Genomic DNA, 17,465 nt, shown 5'->3' on the forward strand with positions numbered 1-17,465 from the left:
TGCCTTTCCTTATTCCTTAGGTAGAGAGGGATTGCAGCAAGATAGATAATTAAATGAAGGAAATGGACAATCTTAAGGAGAATAGAAGTATAATACGAAAAGGAGTGTGATCTAGATTGTTTACCGCCAAGCTAGAAAGTGGACAGATAATTAATTTATGGAAGACAAAAAGGGGAAATCTCAAAAAAATGCGTCAAAATGTTTCCTTTTACTGTCCTGAATGCAATGGAAAAGTGATTTTGAAAATGGGGGAGAAAAAAATCATGCATTTTGCACATGAAAGAGAAAGGGGGTGTCAGGCAAATGCGGAAGCTGAGTCAAGTTATCATCTAGAGGGAAAACTACAGTTATATTATTATCTTAAAAGGATGGGACTGAATCCAGAATTAGAGCCATATTTTTCTTTTATTAAACAACGAGGAGATATAGGAGTTGTAATCAATAATCAGTACTATGTGATAGAATATCAATGTTCTCCCATTAATACAGACTTATTAAGGAAACGGACATCTGGTTATTTAAGTAGACAGATTGTGCCTATTTGGATTCTTGGATTTAAAAATATGAAAAAAGTAACAAGAGGTATGCTTCGTTTATCCACATTTTCATCTCAATTCATCGTAAATTATCATGAGCAGTATATTCTTCCATCTTATTGCTCCATCCAACAAAAATTCTACTTTTACCATTCTTTTTTTCCTTTAACAGTTAATCAAACTTATTGCATATGCACAACAAAATCATTAAAAGAGTTAACTGATTTTCCTTCTATTCAAAAATATAATCCCATGCTTCCATTGGATCAATGGAAGCATGGGATTAGAAAACAGAAAATGTATCATATCCATTATCAAACAAATATAAATAACCAGTTTTTAAAAGAAATATATCTCCATAAACTCCATCCACATTTTTTGCCTCCATATATAGGCATTCCTCTACCATCTACTATCCTATTTGAGACACCTTCTTTATTTTGGCAAACATTTGTTATTATCGATAGTTTTTTAGGAGAAAATAAAGGGAAAATAATTTCCTTTCAAAAAATATTGGATTATTTTTATCGACGAATAGACAATCAGCATATTAAATTAAGAAAACTTCTATTAGAAACGGATGAAAAGAGCTGGAAACATGCTGTTTTAGACTACTTACAAACTCTTGTGAAAATAAATATAGTACAGGAAATTAAACCGAATTTTTTTTTATTTAAAGGAGAAATAAAAACAGACTTTCATTATCAGAACCAGCATCTTTGGGAAGATGAATTTTATAAAAAATATGCTAAAGTCTTGTTAGCAAGGAAAATAAATGAAGGAGGAATAGGGTAAATTAAATATGCATAAAGAGATGGCTTTTAGAAAAATGGCTGCTAAAGCAGGAAATCCGGTAAAAAGGTAGAATTATTGAAGAATAGTATAGAGTTTCGCTATGCGAAATTTAGGACTGGGGGACTAAAAATGACAAAAGAGTCAAATGTAAAAAAATTGCCGCTTCGAAAGGAAGTTCCAGCAGAGGATACATGGAAGCTAGAAGATATATATGCAACAGATGAAGAATGGGAAAAAGAATTTAAAGAAGTACAACAGATTTCAGAACATGCGGCCGAATATCAAGGGAAATTAGCAGAAGGAGCAGATACATTGTATAATGCCCTTGACTTTCAAGATAAGCTGTTAAGCCGTTTAGGCAAGCTATATACATATGCCCATATGCGCTATGATCAAGACACGACAAATAGCTTCTATCAAGGATTTGATGGAAGAATTAAAAATCTTTATGCTCAAGCTGCCAGCTCACTCAGCTTTATTGTGCCAGAAATTTTATTAATTGAAGAAGCAACAATTAAAAGCTTTTTAGAAGAAAAGGAAGAATTAAAGTTATATGAAAAAGCGTTAGAAGAAATTAACCTGCAGCGTCCACATGTTCTTTCAGCAGAGCAGGAGGCCTTGCTTGCACAAGCTTCAGAAGTATTGGATGCATCCAGCAATACATTTGGCATGTTAAATAACGCAGATTTAGAATTTCCGAGCATAAAAGATGAAAACGGAGAAGAAGTAGAAGTGACACATGGCAGATACTCTCGTTTTCTTGAAAGTGAAGATCAAAGAGTGCGCCATGATGCATTCATGGCAGTGTATGAAACATATGGAAAATTCAAAAATACATTTTCCTCTACATTAAGTGGAACAGTGAAAAATCATACATTTAATGCAAAAGTACGCAATTATAAATCAGCACGTCATGCCGCGCTTTCTGCAAATAATATTCCAGAGCAAGTTTATGAAAATTTAGTGGAAACAATTAATGAATATCTCCCTCTGCTGCATCGTTACATTAAGCTTCGCAAAAAAGTGTTGGGTGTAGAAGAATTGCATATGTATGATCTTTATACACCGCTAGTGAAAGATGTGAAAATGGAAGTCAGCTATGAAGAAGCAAAGGATTATATGATAAAAGGGCTAGCGCCACTCGGAGAAGAATATGCATCTATTCTAAAAGAAGGATTTGAGAATAGATGGGTAGATGTGCACGAAAATAAAGGAAAAAGAAGTGGTGCATACTCTTCTGGTGCATATGGAACAAATCCTTATATATTAATGAATTGGCAGGATAATGTAAATAATCTATTTACACTTGCGCATGAATTCGGCCATTCGGTTCATAGTTATTATACACGCAAATTTCAGCCATATCCTTATGGGAATTATTCCATTTTTGTCGCAGAAGTTGCATCTACATGTAATGAGGCTCTATTAAATGACTATCTGTTAAAAACAATTACAGATGAGAAAAAGCGATTATATTTGTTGAACCATTATTTGGAAGGGTTTAGAGCAACAGTATTCCGTCAAACTATGTTTGCTGAGTTTGAACATTTAATTCATGTGAAAGCGCAGAATAACGAAGCTTTGACCGCAGAATTGTTTACGCAAGAATACTATGATTTGAACAAAAAATACTTTGGTGAAGAAAATATTACGATTGATGAGGAAATTGGCTTAGAATGGTCAAGAATTCCTCATTTCTACTACGATTATTATGTTTATCAATACGCGACAGGATATAGTGCTGCAACCGCATTAAGCAAACAAATATTAGAGGAAGGACAGCCGGCAGTTGACCGCTATATTGACTTTTTAAAAGCCGGCAGTTCCGATTATCCAATTGAAGTGCTTAAAAAAGCAGGCGTAGACATGACAAGCAAAATGCCGATCATTAATGCATGTAAGGTATTTGAAGAAAAACTTAATGAAATGGAAAGTTTATTATCTTAAATAAAAGCTTAAGATAAGGGAACTGAACAACCAGTGAAGAGAACTGGTTGTTTAGTTAAACTTTAAAAAATATAAGGCTATAAAACAAAAGGCATGCGAAGAAAATTTTCGTATGCTTTTTGTTTTATAGCGCAGTAACGGACTTATTGACTGCTACCTCGAGATTAGGATCTAAGTGGGGAGAACTTGTTGAGTAAAAGCCTAATAGAAAAGGATACAGAATATAGAATATAGTTGTGGCAGCCTATAATCTACCTTGTTTCGAGAAACAACCAGTGGGAGGCGAGAACCCCCCCACTGATTGCTAGTTCCACTTTATTTGCAAATATTCACTTTAATATTTGTCTATTTTGTGAACAGAAGCACAAGTTATTGAAAACGCTAAATTACTATGATACTATTGTGTTGTGAAGTTAATCACAAACAAACTTATACCCCTTTGTTTGACCGTGAAAAATTTCTCCCATCCCCTTTGTTCGTAATAAAAATAAAAAAAGGCCTTGCGCTGTGACGTCAAGCCCTTTTTTTATTGTTCCCCTTTTTGATACATTAACGAATAGTAAAAATAAAACATACGGTTAGGGAAGGATAAGCGTTTTTTCTTATCCTTTTTGCTAATCTATATATTTCCAAAACATACCGTACTTAGCAGGGATCTGTTCTACTAGTTGTTTTAATTGTAATTTTTTCATTTCTCTTTCTATTTCTTGAATAGATTTGTTATATACTACGGAAAGTTCCTTTGAAGCAACTAGTTTAAAGCATTTTAAAAAGGCTTCTAGCGATGGCGGTTCTGCTTTTTCCGGGATCACTTGCAGCATTTCCTCTATGATTTGAACATATATCTCATATGAATAATAGCCTGTTATTTTAATTCCTTCTTCTTCAATGTTTTCATTAAAAAATACAAGTGTTGGACTTTCTGATACTTCCATTTCTGATGTAATTCTTAAATCACACTGAAATGCTTTGGAGGCAGTTTCAGAATGAATATCTGCGACAAACTCGATTACATCAAGACCAACATCTTTAGCACATTCTTTTAGCACTTCAAATGTTGCTACATTTTGTTTTTCAAGAAAAAGCATTTCTTGAAGCTTTCTTAAAAAACGCAAACCTGATTTTCTCCCTTGGAGTTCTGCAGCTTTGAGTGCAATAGAAGCTAAATAAGGGGAGACAATTGGATTCTCAAACCAAACAGAACCGTCACAGGACATGCCAGTTCTGCTAGCTGTCTTTTCCCATAATTCTGCAATCGTGCTGTAATTGTCCTTTTTACATGCATTAAGTGCAGACAGTCTTCCGCTTACAACATGTTTTAAGGAAAAATATTGGCCATATTCAATTTGCAGTTTTTTTATAATAGGTTCAAGGGCCCAACATTCAGGGCATAGCGGATCAATAAATAAATATATTTCAAGTGGTTTGCTGTCCTGGCAACTGTCATAAGCTGTGTTCGGGTTGGATGTAAATAATTCTTTTTCTATCACTAGTTATCACCTTTTTTATTTTCATTTTCCACCGAATTAATCATGTGCTTTGCTGTTAACGCAAGTCTTGAAAATAATCCTTCGCGGATAGATGCATCCAGCTCTATTTCATTCATTGCATCATACATACAGGATAACCAGGCATTTGCTCGTTTTTCTGTGATAGGAAAAGGCAAATGTCTAGCACGCAGCATAGGGTGTCCATGCTCTTTTGTATAAAGAGAGGGCCCTCCTAAATATTGAGTAAGAAATTGCTTTTGTTTACGGGCAGTTTCTGTGAGATCTTTAGGAAAGATAGGAGCCAGATCAGGATGGCTTGCTACACGTTTATAAAAAGCATCTACGAGTTTACTTAATGTGTGTTCACCAATCATTTCATAAGGTGTGGGCATTTTTTCAACCATCAAAAAAAACTCCTTTATTCATACAAGTAGTTACTATTAATACGGATATTACGACGAATAGAATAACAGTTAGTTATTGTTGTATATTTTATATTTTAGCAATCGTGGTTTCTTTGTACAAATAAATAGCTTGTGGAGAATAGAACAAGTTTCAAAATGAAGTCATTATCTATCTAAATATCTATCTTGATTTTTAGTTTTAAGCGGTGTATGAAACAAAATGCAGTCCCAAACCCCACCTGCTACAATTTATAAATTCCCATAGCAGAAGGAGAATTGGAATATAAAAATTTATCAGTATTCTAAATGATTAGAGATTATGCAAAGTAATGATTTGTCACTTTTTCAACATAGTTTTGTGTTTCTTTAAATGGAGGAATTCCGCCATATTTGTCAACATTCCCCGGGCCGGCATTATACGCTGCCAACGCCATTTTGACATTACCATTATATTTATCCAGCATTTGGCTTAGATACTTTGTTCCTCCCATAATATTATCTTCTGGATTAAAGGCGTTCGTTATACCTAAGGATTTAGCAGTACTAGGCATAAGCTGCATTAATCCTGAAGCCCCAGCGTAGCTGGTAGCATTCGGATTGAAGTTTGATTCTACTTTAATAACAGATTCGATCAGCTTTTCTGGCACATTATATTTAGCAGCTGCCTCTTGAATAATTTCTTGATAGTCTGAATTTGCACTGGATGAATCTGTTAATTTTGTTAGACTCTTTGGCAGCAATGCCAAACTATTTACATTTGTGTTTGATAAAACAGCGGAACCAAGCGTGTTTTCTAGGATATTGTTTTCCTGCATCGATGTATCTGTTGTCATGTTTCCAAGCAATTCCTGAAATAGAGAGGTGTTTGTGCTATTTGTACTGTTAGTATTGCCTAATGAAAAATTTTGCATCGTTTGTAGTTCCAATAAGGCTTTTAATTGATCAATTTTCATGAACATCCTCCAAATTATTTAACGAAGATATGTTTACAGCAGCTATTAGTTTTGCTGTTCGTATTTTTTATCATAAAAGCGCTGAACTTTATTTTTTGTTTGGCGCTTTGGAATTTGAAATTTTTGTAGAATTTGCTCGAAATTCGTTTGGCCTTTTTGTCGATTAGTCACTTCATATTCTAACTCAAAATCTTCTTCATTTAAATAAAAACTATGATCTAAAACAAGTAAACCATTTCCAATTTTTTTTTCAGCTCGAACAGTAGTCAAGGAACCAAAATATTGAATATTGTCTGGTGGAATATCCATTTGTACTAATAAATTTATTATTTGCTCCTCTTTAATCACACCTGTTTTAAAAATATCATCACTTTCTTGTTCCGTAAGTGTTTTATTTGTTTCTAGCAGACCTTCTTTATGTGGCTGTTTTAGAGTTAATTCGTAAAAGTCTTGTTTTTTTCGAATTCTTAGTGCTGCTTTATTTTTTTTTAAGAGAAAATCACTTGTGTCAAAATAATGATTTTCTTGTTTAAATAAATCCTCATCTTTTATGCCAAAATGGCCTTTTAATTGTAAATATTCTTTTTTTGTCAATAAATTTTTAAATTCAATTTCGATATTTTGCGACATATTTTCAAAATCCTTTCTTGTATGAATGAACAATTTTATTTGAATCGTTTAAGGATAAGCTTTTTTCCTTTATTATCGCGTTGTTTCTAGTTAACTTCAATGTTTAGGAGAAATTAAATGGATGTGGTAAAATAGTGCGTAGTATGGAGGGTGAAAAATGAATAAAAAATTACAAATTATAAAAGCAGAATTAATGGAAAAGGAACTAATTTTAAGTGTGGATCAGTCGATTCCATTTGATCATATAAAAGCAGCGGGACAAATGTTAGTAGATTCTGATGATATAAGTTTTATCTATTTATTAGAAACAGATGATCAGTATGTTTATTTGGTGATTGCAAAAGAATATTGGAGCGAAATAAAAGAAAGCAAAGAGTTAGGGGTTCCTGTTTATATAAGCAATGGCAGCGAAAAAATAGCCTTAGAGCAATTTTTAGAAGAATTAGATTACCTAATTCAGAATATAGAAGGAAATGGGAATTATGGAGAAGAAATGGAGAAGGCTGTAGAAGCGGCATTTATACAAAAATAACGCATATTCATGAATTTAAGAATAATTTTGTGACAAAAACGCAATAAACATCGATCTAGGGGAGCCTATGAAAATGGGGTGTTGTACATATGAAGAATTGGGAGCAGTTTTTGGCCCCTTACAAACAAGCGGTTGATGAGCTGAAAGTAAAATTAAAAGGAATGCGCAGCCAGTTTAATCAGGAAGACGAGCATTCCCCCATTGAGTTTGTGACAGGGCGAGTAAAACCCATTGCAAGTATCTTGGATAAAGCGAATGTAAAGGGGATTCCCTTAGATAAGTTAGAAACAGAGATGCAAGATATCGCAGGACTGCGTATGATGTGTCCATTTGTTGACGATATTATAAGAGTAGTAGAACTATTAAGAAAAAGAAATGACTTTGAAATAGTAGAAGAAAGAGATTATATTTTACATAAAAAGAAAAGTGGATACCGATCTTATCATGTTGTCATTACATATCCTGTACAAACGATAAAGGGAGAAAAAAGAATTTTAATGGAAATACAGATTCGCACACTTGCAATGAATTTTTGGGCAACAATTGAACACTCCCTTAATTACAAATATAAAGGACAATTTCCAAAGGATATTCAAATGAGATTGCAAAGTGCAGCAGAAGCAGCATTTCGATTAGATGAAGAAATGTCTACCATTCGCGGAGAAATTCAAGAAGCTCAGGCGATTTTTAATAGAAAAAAAGAAACAAAAAACAACTGATTGTAAGGTAAACAGTGATTGGATAACGATGATTAACAGCTTTTGTTGAGACTGTTAATTGTGTATAGCAAATAATCGTATAATCGTGGAAAACTGTATTGTTCTTATTATACGGGCTTTTATGAGCAAGATTTTTTCCCCTAGAACTTCTCCTAATTTATTTAGGTAGAAAGTCTGGCTGCCCGTTGTATAGGAATAAAATGTTAAAAGAGGAGCTATAATACAATGAAATTTGCCGTAACCTCAAAAGGGGATTCAAAATCAGATAAATTAGTGGATGTTATCAAAACATATTTGCTTGATTTTGAACTAGAATATGATGAGGAAGAGCCAGACATTGTGATATCTGTTGGTGGTGATGGAACCCTTTTATATGCATTCCACCGATACAGCAGCCGTTTGGATAAAACGGCTTTTGTAGGCATGCATACTGGCCATTTAGGGTTTTATGCGGATTGGACGCCAGATGCATTGGAAAAATTAGTGATTGCTGTAGCGAAAACTTCCTATAAGCCGGTGGAATATCCACTTTTAGAGGTAGTTGTTCATTATCAGGGAGAAGAAAAGGCAACTAGATATTTGGCATTAAATGAATCGACTGTTAAAAGTATAGAGGGAACCTTTGTTATGGATGTAGAAATAAAAGGAGAGCATTTTGAAAGATTTAGAGGAGATGGTTTATGCATTTCTACGCCATCTGGCAGTACTGCTTATAATAAAGCATTGGGTGGTGCAATTGTTCATCCATCCCTTGAAGCCATTCAATTAGCAGAAATGGCATCTATTAATAATCGAGTTTTTCGAACGGTAGGATCGCCATTAATATTGCCTGCACATCATACATGTGTGCTCAAACCAGTAAATGGGCAAAAATTTCAAATTTCTGTAGATCATCTAACACTTTTGCATAAAGAAGTCAAATCAATACAATATCGTGTGGCAGATGAAAAGATTCGATTTGCTAGATACAGATCTTTTCCTTTTTGGAAAAGAGTACATGATTCATTTATTTCAGAGTAATGGCAAAGGATGAACGAAATTGTCAGTGTTTAAGCTAGAGTGGACAGTTGGAGAAAAGGAAAAAATGCTGCTGCGGGATTTTCTTAAAGAAAAAAATATATCGAAAGCAGCATTAACAGATATTAAGTTTAAAGGCGGAAAAATATTGGTGAATAGCAGGGAACAAAATGTTCGCTATTTGCTAAAAGAACATGATCATGTAACGATTTTTTTTCCTCCTGAAATAAAAAGCAGCGGACTGTTGGCAGAGAAGTTGCCTTTAAATATTTTATATGAAGATGATTATCTTTTAGTTATAAATAAAGAGTATGGCATGAGCACAATCCCTTCAAGAGAGCATCCAAGAGGGAGTCTTGCCAATGGATTAGTTGGCTATTACAACAGTAAAAATCTTAATGTAACTACCCATATCGTGACAAGATTGGACCGAGATACCTCTGGGATTGCCCTCATTGCCAAACATAGGCATATTCATCATTTGTTGAGCCAGCAGCAAAAGCTAAGAGCGATTAGCAGGCGTTATCTTGCTTTTGCAGAAGGTCGATTTCAAGAGTTAAAGGGAACAATTGATAAACCGATAGGCCGTTCGGATGATAGTATTATTAAAAGAGAAGTAAAAAGTGACGGACAAACCGCTATTACACATTTTTCCGTACAAGAAGTCCATGATGATTTTTCAGTAGTGGAACTATTTTTAGAAACTGGCAGAACCCATCAAATCAGGGTTCATTTATCGAGCATGGGCCATCCTTTATTAGGAGACGATTTATATGGAGGGAAAAGAACGCTTATCAATAGGCAAGCACTTCATTGTGTTTCTCTTAAATTTATTCACCCTGTTACGGAGAGGGGCTGTTCTTTTTTTGCTCCCCTTCCTAAAGATATGGAGCGCCTATTGTAAGAGCAGGTCTTGTTTTTTTATAAAGCAGTTCTAATTCAAACCAATCATCAGCCTGAAAGTGTGTATTCTTGACTTTGTTTACACTCTCACGCTTGGGGGATAATTCCCAAGCGTTTTTTATCTTTAGGCAAAAGTTTTAAATTTTTCCTCTACAAAAGGCATGCTGGAAGGAATAGATAATGTTGTCAATTCTGGATAACGAAGTGCTGTAAGTTTCCCTCCGAATACTGCTCCTGTATCAATATTATAAGTATTATTTATTGTCCGCACTTCTTTAACTGGGGTATGTCCGTAGACGATACAAGCTTTTCCATGATAATTTTTGGCCCAATCTCTACGAACAGGAGATCCATCTTCATGTGTTTGACCTGTAATGTCTCCATATAAAACAAATGTTTTCACCTTATTCGTATACTTACCAATATAATCTTCGCGAATTCCTGCATGTGCAATGATGCATTGGCTATTATCCAAAACATGATATAATGGTGCATTTTCATACAGTTCGATAAACATTTGCTTTATTTTTTTTTGCTCCTTATCGTTTAAAGCCTGAAGTTCTGCAACAGTTGTTTCTAAGCCATGTGTAATTTGAACCTTATTTCCTAATAAGTAACGGTAAAGCTTGTTGCAATGATTGCCAGGCACATAAAAGGCTTGCTCCTTTTTGCTTAGGTTCCAAACAGTTTCAATTACTGCTAAAGAATTAGCGCCACGATCTGTTAAATCTCCAACAAAGGCAAGTTTTCTTCCTTCGGGGTGAATAGGATATTTGTTATCCCAATGATAGCCTAACAATTCAGTCAGCTGTTGGAATTCAGCAAAACAACCGTGGATATCTCCTACAATATCTATTTTCATAAAAATCCTCCACTTAGCTTTCTATTTTCTATTAAGTTGCAGTATATTTTCTATTTTATCCTTAATTGTGCAAAGAACCCCCATATTAAAAAAACTAGACGATATGGAATAGAAAAATTTAAAAATGGTTTTACTTATTTAAAGAAGGGGAAAATAATCTAGTCCAGCAAAAATAATATCTATTAAAAAGAAGATAATTAATAGTTTATTCACGACAAATGCGGTATGTTTTGTTACTATAAAAAACATATCAATTTTGAAAGGAGGAAAAAACATGTCAGAACAAGGAACTACACAAACTTATAAATTTGATGACTTGCTCCATTCCTTACAAAATGAATACTTAAGTGCATTTAGAAAAGAATTTTTAGAACTTCATCCGTATGATCAAGCTTCATTTTTTAAGGAATTGGAGAAAAAAACAAAAGAAAGGGTTTTTTCCTATTTATCGCCAAATGAAATGGCCTATTTGTTTGAAAATCTAGAAATGGATGACTGGGAATACCAAGAGTTATTAGCTACTCTAATCCCATCCTATGTTGCCGAAATGTTAGCAGATATGTCTGCAGATGATGCTGTCGATATATTAAATGCGTTAGAAAAAGATCAGGCAATTAGCTATCTGGCGATTATGGAAAAAGAGGCTGCAGATAATATTAAAGCATTAATGGATTATGAGGAAGATACAGCTGGCAGTATTATGACGCTGGAATATATCAGTATTCCTACAGATCAAACCGTTGCTTCTGCCATGACTATTTTAAAAAGAGAAGCACCAGATGCTGAAACTATTTATTATATTTATGCTGTCGATAAGAATAAACGTCTAGTCGGTGTCGTATCTTTAAGAAGTCTTATTGTTAGTGATAATCATGTGTTAATTGCTGATATTATGCAGGAAAGAGTATTTTCTGTTGGTGTAAGTGAAGATCAGGAAGATGTCGCCAGAAAAATGCGAGACTATGACTTTTTAGCATTGCCAGTTGTCGATTTTCAGCAAAGATTGCTTGGAATTATTACCGTGGATGATATTCTTGATGTATTAGAAGAAGAAGCATCCGAGGACTATTCAAAATTTGCCGCAGTATCGAATATGGATTTTATTGACCAACATCCATTTTCAGCAGCCAAAAAAAGACTGCCTTGGCTCATTATTTTATTGTTTCTTGGGATGTTTACAGCAAGCCTTATTGGCAGATTTGAGGAAACATTAAATCAAGTAGCCATTTTAGCAGTGTTTATCCCGCTGATTGGCGGCATGGCAGGAAATACAGGAACGCAAGCACTTGCTGTTGCGGTTCGGGGGCTTGCAACAGGTGATTTAGAAAAAGAAAATAAGTGGAAGCTGATTGCAAGAGAAGCTGGAACAGGAATTATTACTGGATTGGTATGTGGAGTGCTGGTAGCTGTTATTGTATTTATTTGGCAACAAGATATTTATTTAGGAATGCTTGTAGGAATATCTATTCTAGGAACATTAATTGTGGCGACAATCGCGGGTGCCATTATTCCTATTGTTATGAATAAATTTAAAATTGATCCTGCTGTAGCCTCTGGTCCATTTATTACAACGATAAACGATATTATCAGCATTTTTATTTATTTTGGAATGGCAACCATGTTTATGAGCTATTTAACAAGATAAAGAAAAACCGCTATTAGTGATGTCTTCCCGTTAAATGAGGATAAAAGAAAAATATAACGAAAAAGGGGGAATGAGATGTGCATGGGGCATCGGTCATTTCTTTAATGATAGTTATTGTTGTGGCGCTGTTGACGCCTATTCTGCTTCATCGATTAAAATTAAATGTAATCCCAATTGTTGTAGCAGAGATATTAATGGGGCTGATTATTGGAAAAAGTGGTTTCAATGTTGTGAGTGAGGATATGTGGCTAGAGACACTATCTACTTTAGGATTTATCTTTTTAATGTTTTTAAGCGGACTTGAAATTGATTTTTCGGCATTTTCTAACAAGAAAAAAAGAGAAAAACTTTCCAATGGAAAATCAGAACCCAATCCATTTAATACATCCATGATTATTTTTGTCGGCATCTTTATTCTTTCTGTTCTGCTTAGCTATTGTTTTGTACTGGCAGGATTTGTAGATAGTGTTTTCCTTATGACTATCATTATCTCCACTATTTCTTTAGGTGTAGTGGTGCCAACCTTAAAAGAAGCAAATATTATGAAATCAGCAATTGGCCAAATTATTCTGCTTGTTGCTGTAATTGCTGATTTGGCTACCATGATTTTGTTAGCTATATTTGCTTCCATTCATGAGAGTGGTGGAAATACATGGCTGCTTCTTGTTTTATTTGCAGCAGGTGTTTTATTATATGCGGCAGGGAGAAGATTTAAAAACAATAAAATAATGGATTCTCTTTCGCGGGGAACCGTTCAAATTGGCACAAGAGCTGTATTTGCCCTTATTATTTTTTTAGTGGCATTGTCAGAAAGTGTTGGGGCAGAAAACATTCTGGGAGCTTTTTTGGCAGGCGTGTTAGTGTCCTTGCTATCGCCAAATGAGGAATTGGTGCATCAATTAGATTCCTTTGGTTATGGTTTTTTAATTCCCACTTTCTTTGTAATGATTGGTGTGAAAATGGATATATGGTCTTTGTTTACAGATCTAAAACTGCTTTTATTCATTCCTCTTTTATTAGTTGCATTATTAGCAAGCAAGCTAATTCCTATTTTTTATTTAAAAAAATGGTATGATATAAAAACGATTTTTGCCTCAGGTTTTTTGTTGACTTCGACATTATCCTTAGTGATTGCAGCTGCTGCTATTGGAGAAAGAATGAACATTATCTCAACACAAATGAGCGGCATTTTTATTTTAGTTGCGATTATTTCTTGTATTATTACACCAATTTTATTTAAAAAACTTTTTCCAAAAGAAGCAGTGGAAGAAAAAGTGCTTCGCATTTCCATTATTGGAGTAAATCAAGTAACCATGCAAGTATACCAAGATTTAAAATCTTCTTTATATAAAGTTACTTTTTATCATAAAAAGCAGGAAAAACAGGATTTTACCATTGCTGATTCACTTTTTGAAATAAATGAGCTAGATCAATATTCACAGGAAGTGCTAGAACAAACAGATATCTTTTTATCTGATATTGTCGTTATTTCTACTAGCGATACTGTAAAAAATGCAGAGATAGGCTTATTTTTCAAAGAAGCAGGAGTAGAACGAGTAATCTGTCGTGCAGAAGATATAGAAAATGAAGAAGCGCTAAGACGAGAAGGAATTGAAGTATTCTCGATGCTGTCATCTACGAAAACATTATTGAGTGCATTAATTCAATCTCCAAGCATTTTTTCTTTATTAGGAAATAACGAAACAGCTTTGCATGAAATCACGCTGAAAAATAGAGATTTTGAAGGTATATCATTAAGAACGTTTCCGTTTACCGGGGATGTCATTTTTGTTCGCATTTTCCGAGGAAGTGATTCGGTTGTACCACATGGTGATACAGAACTGCATTATAATGATCATTTAATTGTTACAGGATCAGAAGAGTATGTAAGAGAATTAAAAAACAAGCTAGAATTTTGTAGATAAAAATGTGGCTATCCAATAAGTTGATTTTCAGCTATTGGATAGCTCTTTTTATTTTAATGATGGATTCTTTTGTATCTTAAATTTATAATAGGAAAAATAAGTAAAATAAGTAAATAGACTATAGGACAAGGCTTTTCTTTTTTGCTTCTTTGTAGTAAAATTAGTACTAGGTACTAATAACTTGTAATAGTATATAGGAGGAAACAGAATGACTCTTTCATTAAAAGGCAAAACCTTTGTTGTTATGGGTGTTGCAAATAAAAGAAGTATTGCATGGGGAATTGCTACTTCCCTGAATAAAGCCGGTGCACGTTTAATTTTTACGTATGCAGGGGAAAGATTGGAAAAAAGTGTTCGTGATCTTGTGGCAACATTAGATACAAAAGACAGCATTGTTCTTCCTTGTGATGTAACAAATGATGCAGAAGTGGCAGTTTGTTTTCAAGAAATTCAAAAAGAAGTGGGTGTTATTCATGGTGTTGCCCATTGTATCGCTTTTGCCAATAAAGAAGAATTACAAGGCGACTATATGAATACAACAAGAGAAGGATTCTTATTAGCTCATAATATCAGTTCTTACTCATTAACAGCGGTGGCAAAAGAAGCAAAAGGATTAATGACAGAAGGAGGAAGCATTGTTACATTAACATATCTTGGCGGCGAGCGTGCGATAAGAAATTATAATGTAATGGGTGTTGCCAAAGCTTCATTGGATGCAAGTGTCCGCTATTTAGCATCTGATTTAGGTAAAGAAGGCATTCGTGTGAACTCTATTTCTGCAGGTCCAATTCGTACACTTTCTGCAAAAGGAATCAGTGATTTTAATTCCATTCTGAAGGAAATCGAAGAGCGCTCTCCACTAAGAAGAACTACTACTCCCGAAGAGGTGGGAGATACGGCAGTATTTTTATTTAGTGATATGGCAAGAGGAATTACTGGCGAAAATATTCATGTGGATTCTGGGTATCATATTATTTCATAAGGTTACAATTTATGTACTAACGTTATTTTTCTATATAGAAAAATAACGTTTTTTTGTGGGAAAAGAAATAAGCATCCACCTTTTTTAATAAAATGTAGCAAAGGCACTTGTTAACTTATTGAGCGATTTATGCATACATTAAGAGAAAATAAGATTATAGAAAAATGAGTGCTTTTTAGGAGGTGAAAAAAATGCCTAAGAAGAAGATGAAGGATAAGAATTCCTCAGCATTTGTTCAAAAACCAAACCCATCTATCTTAAATAATACGATGCAGACGACTTTTTCCTCAAAAAAATTTAAGGAAGAAAAACAAAAAGCAAATTTAGAAGCTAAAAAAAGAGAAGAACAGCTAAAGCAATTAGAAAAACAAAAAAAAGTTATGGAAAAGGAAAAACAAATACGGCAAGAAAAGTTTCCAGACAGCAGTTCTTTGGATGTGCAAAAGCAGATTATCGAATATAATGAGTCACAAGGAAAAGAGGAAAAACAACATAAACAAACTGCATTTAAACGATTAAAAAGTTTTAAAGAAATGTCTACAGATGAAAAGCTTATCTATTTGTTGAATTTTCCAAAACAGCTTCCACCTGTACCTTGTATTGTAGTTACAGAAAGTCAGAATGTAAGGGGATTTGTTATTGGCAAGGATGAACAGTATGTTCAATTGAAGCTAATGAATGAATCCGTCATGAAAATATCCTTGGAAAAGATACAGGAAGTAAAAATGATTGGTTTATAATATATTGCGGTAAAAACCTCTTCCTAATAGGAGAGGTTTTTTTACCGCAATATGAAATTTTTATGAAGTATATTGAAAAGGGACTTCTTTTAACATGAAGATATATAATATTGCATAAAATGGGAGAGAGTCGGAGGAAAGCTAAACTAAGAGGTATTGAAAATGAACGTTAAAAAGTGAGGGAAAAGTATGTTTAACATAGAGGGAAATCATTATGCATAAAGAAAAGGCTAAAATAAAATAACCAGCCGAAATCGACTGGTTTTATAAGGTAAAAGGGATAACCGCTTGCCTTTTTAGTTTGCTTAGGTACTTATTAGTCACAAATATCTAAGTCTACATCAGCAATACATTGAACTGCACAGAAGCATTTTAAATCAACTGTGATGCAGTCGCTTGTACGGCGGAATCCATCTAATTCACAAATTTTTCCTAAATCAATTCCTTTATGGCCGACAATATCAAGTGTTTCTCTGCCATGTTCTGTTCTTTTTACAGGAGCAAGAACTCTTAATACTGCACAGCAGTTGTCAAATACATCTTCTACTCGGAAGAAAATAGATACACATGCACAGTCGTCTCCTCTAAAGAAAGCATGGAATGGTGAACCGTCAGCAGTTTTTAAAGTGAATACACGAGTATCTGCTTTATGGCGTTTTGTCGGAGAGACAAGGGAGCCTAGTGGTTCAGAGAAACAATTTGTTTCACACTCGCAATTATCTTCTGCATTATCTTGAATATCTTTAATGGCGCGAACCACTTCACAAACACAGCTAGATGTACCTAAAACATCATCTTTTTTTCCACAACCCATAATTTATTTCCTCCTTATTTGTTTCTTTCTTTTTCTTTTTCGATACTACACTACTAACATATTGCCAAAGGGGCTTATGGGTTACGGACAAACGCCTTTTTTCTTGAAATTTGGGCATTTTCCCTAAATACCTTATGGGTTTTCAGTAACTAATGAAAGAAGGGAATCAGAGTGGATATTAGCTTAATGGATTTTATTTTACTTATATTAGCAAGTTTTCGAATAACAAGATTACTGGTATATGACAGAATCACAGAGTTTATTCGAAGTGTAGTGCTGGAGGAAGTAACGGAAAAAAATGAAATGGGAGAAGATACAGTATATTATGTGCCAAGGCCAGGCAGGGTTAGAGGATTTTTTGGAGAATTAATCAGCTGTTATTGGTGTACAGGTGTTTGGTCCGCTATTTTTCTTATCTTGTTATATTATTTATTTCCGGCTATCTGTACACCATTTGTATTAGTTTTTGCTATTGCTGGGGCGGCAGCTTTTATAGAAGCGGTATTGCAAAAATTATTATTAACAGAATAGAAAAGGAAAATGTCCGCAGTAGGCAAGTTGTTCACACAGG

General features: G+C 34.2%; 17 protein-coding genes. 11 read left to right on the forward strand and 6 right to left on the reverse strand.

The window, feature by feature from the left end; translation table 11 throughout:
- The first annotated feature begins 116 nt into the window (after window positions 1–116).
- Together CWS01_RS01515 and pepF are read left to right on the forward strand one after the other, a co-directional pair.
- Window positions 117–1,331, forward strand: a complete 1,215-nt coding sequence (locus tag CWS01_RS01515) for a competence protein CoiA (protein ID WP_101175274.1) — start codon at window positions 117–119, stop codon at window positions 1,329–1,331.
- Window positions 1,332–1,460: 129 nt separating this feature from the next.
- Window positions 1,461–3,278 carry an oligoendopeptidase F gene (gene pepF / locus CWS01_RS01520; RefSeq protein ID WP_101175275.1) on the forward strand — a complete coding sequence of 606 codons (1,818 nt, stop codon included), beginning with the start codon at window positions 1,461–1,463 and terminating at the stop codon, window positions 3,276–3,278.
- A 614-nt stretch (window positions 3,279–3,892) separates the two neighbouring features.
- Here pepF and CWS01_RS01525 read toward each other — a convergent pair.
- From CWS01_RS01525 to CWS01_RS01540, 4 genes are all read right to left on the reverse strand, one after another.
- Window positions 3,893–4,765 (reverse strand): ClpXP adapter SpxH family protein, encoded by an 873-nt coding sequence (locus CWS01_RS01525; RefSeq protein ID WP_101175358.1) that lies wholly within the window; start codon window positions 4,763–4,765, stop codon window positions 3,893–3,895.
- A 2-nt stretch (window positions 4,766–4,767) separates the two neighbouring features.
- Window positions 4,768–5,172 (reverse strand): globin domain-containing protein, encoded by a 405-nt coding sequence (locus CWS01_RS01530; protein WP_101175276.1) that lies wholly within the window; start codon window positions 5,170–5,172, stop codon window positions 4,768–4,770.
- A 317-nt stretch (window positions 5,173–5,489) separates the two neighbouring features.
- Window positions 5,490–6,125: a lytic transglycosylase domain-containing protein gene (locus CWS01_RS01535; protein WP_101175277.1), complete on the reverse strand. Its 636-nt coding sequence runs from the start codon at window positions 6,123–6,125 to the stop codon at window positions 5,490–5,492.
- 45 nt (window positions 6,126–6,170) lie between these two features.
- On the reverse strand, window positions 6,171–6,755 hold the full coding sequence (locus CWS01_RS01540) for a CYTH domain-containing protein (protein ID WP_101175278.1): 585 nt from the start codon (window positions 6,753–6,755) through the stop codon (window positions 6,171–6,173).
- A gap of 157 nt (window positions 6,756–6,912) precedes the next feature.
- Here CWS01_RS01540 and CWS01_RS01545 point away from each other — a divergent pair, with 157 nt between their 5' ends.
- From CWS01_RS01545 to CWS01_RS01560, 4 genes are all read left to right on the forward strand, one after another.
- Window positions 6,913–7,287, forward strand: a complete 375-nt coding sequence (locus tag CWS01_RS01545) for a UPF0738 family protein (RefSeq protein WP_101175279.1) — start codon at window positions 6,913–6,915, stop codon at window positions 7,285–7,287.
- Window positions 7,288–7,376: 89 nt separating this feature from the next.
- Window positions 7,377–8,006, forward strand: a complete 630-nt coding sequence (locus tag CWS01_RS01550; protein ID WP_101175280.1) for a GTP pyrophosphokinase — start codon at window positions 7,377–7,379, stop codon at window positions 8,004–8,006.
- Window positions 8,007–8,231: 225 nt separating this feature from the next.
- Window positions 8,232–9,026: an NAD kinase gene (locus CWS01_RS01555; protein ID WP_101175281.1), complete on the forward strand. Its 795-nt coding sequence runs from the start codon at window positions 8,232–8,234 to the stop codon at window positions 9,024–9,026.
- A gap of 25 nt (window positions 9,027–9,051) precedes the next feature.
- Entirely contained in the window at window positions 9,052–9,927 is an 876-nt protein-coding gene (locus tag CWS01_RS01560; protein ID WP_101175359.1) for an RluA family pseudouridine synthase, read from the forward strand.
- A gap of 123 nt (window positions 9,928–10,050) precedes the next feature.
- Here CWS01_RS01560 and prpE read toward each other — a convergent pair whose 3' ends face one another.
- A complete protein-coding gene (gene prpE / locus CWS01_RS01565) occupies window positions 10,051–10,788 on the reverse strand; it encodes a bis(5'-nucleosyl)-tetraphosphatase PrpE (protein WP_101175282.1) in 738 nt (245 codons plus the stop codon).
- 274 nt (window positions 10,789–11,062) lie between these two features.
- Between prpE and mgtE the strand changes: the two genes are divergently transcribed.
- The 4 genes from mgtE (at window position 11,063) to CWS01_RS01585 (ending at window position 16,080) form a co-directional block, all read left to right on the forward strand.
- Window positions 11,063–12,433: a magnesium transporter gene (mgtE, locus tag CWS01_RS01570; protein ID WP_101175283.1), complete on the forward strand. Its 1,371-nt coding sequence runs from the start codon at window positions 11,063–11,065 to the stop codon at window positions 12,431–12,433.
- Window positions 12,434–12,537: 104 nt separating this feature from the next.
- The gene (locus tag CWS01_RS01575) at window positions 12,538–14,358 is read left to right on the forward strand and encodes a monovalent cation:proton antiporter family protein (RefSeq protein WP_101175360.1); all 1,821 of its coding nucleotides are present in this window, start codon (window positions 12,538–12,540) and stop codon (window positions 14,356–14,358) included.
- Window positions 14,359–14,566: 208 nt separating this feature from the next.
- On the forward strand, window positions 14,567–15,340 hold the full coding sequence (gene fabI / locus CWS01_RS01580) for an enoyl-ACP reductase FabI (protein ID WP_101175284.1): 774 nt from the start codon (window positions 14,567–14,569) through the stop codon (window positions 15,338–15,340).
- Between the two features lie 191 nt (window positions 15,341–15,531).
- Window positions 15,532–16,080 carry a CotO family spore coat protein gene (locus CWS01_RS01585; protein WP_101175285.1) on the forward strand — a complete coding sequence of 183 codons (549 nt, stop codon included), beginning with the start codon at window positions 15,532–15,534 and terminating at the stop codon, window positions 16,078–16,080.
- 316 nt (window positions 16,081–16,396) lie between these two features.
- Here the strand turns inward: CWS01_RS01585 and CWS01_RS01590 are convergent, their stop codons facing one another.
- Window positions 16,397–16,894, reverse strand: a complete 498-nt coding sequence (locus tag CWS01_RS01590) for a CotY/CotZ family spore coat protein (protein ID WP_101175286.1) — start codon at window positions 16,892–16,894, stop codon at window positions 16,397–16,399.
- 171 nt (window positions 16,895–17,065) lie between these two features.
- On the opposite strand from CWS01_RS01590, the gene CWS01_RS01595 reads away from it, so the two are divergent.
- Window positions 17,066–17,425, forward strand: a complete 360-nt coding sequence (locus CWS01_RS01595) for a DUF1360 domain-containing protein (RefSeq protein WP_101175287.1) — start codon at window positions 17,066–17,068, stop codon at window positions 17,423–17,425.
- The last annotated feature ends 40 nt before the right edge of the window (window positions 17,426–17,465 follow it).

This window comes from Niallia nealsonii, from assembly GCF_002835805.1.
Taxonomy (GTDB): Bacteria; Bacillota; Bacilli; order Bacillales; family Cytobacillaceae; genus Niallia; species Niallia nealsonii.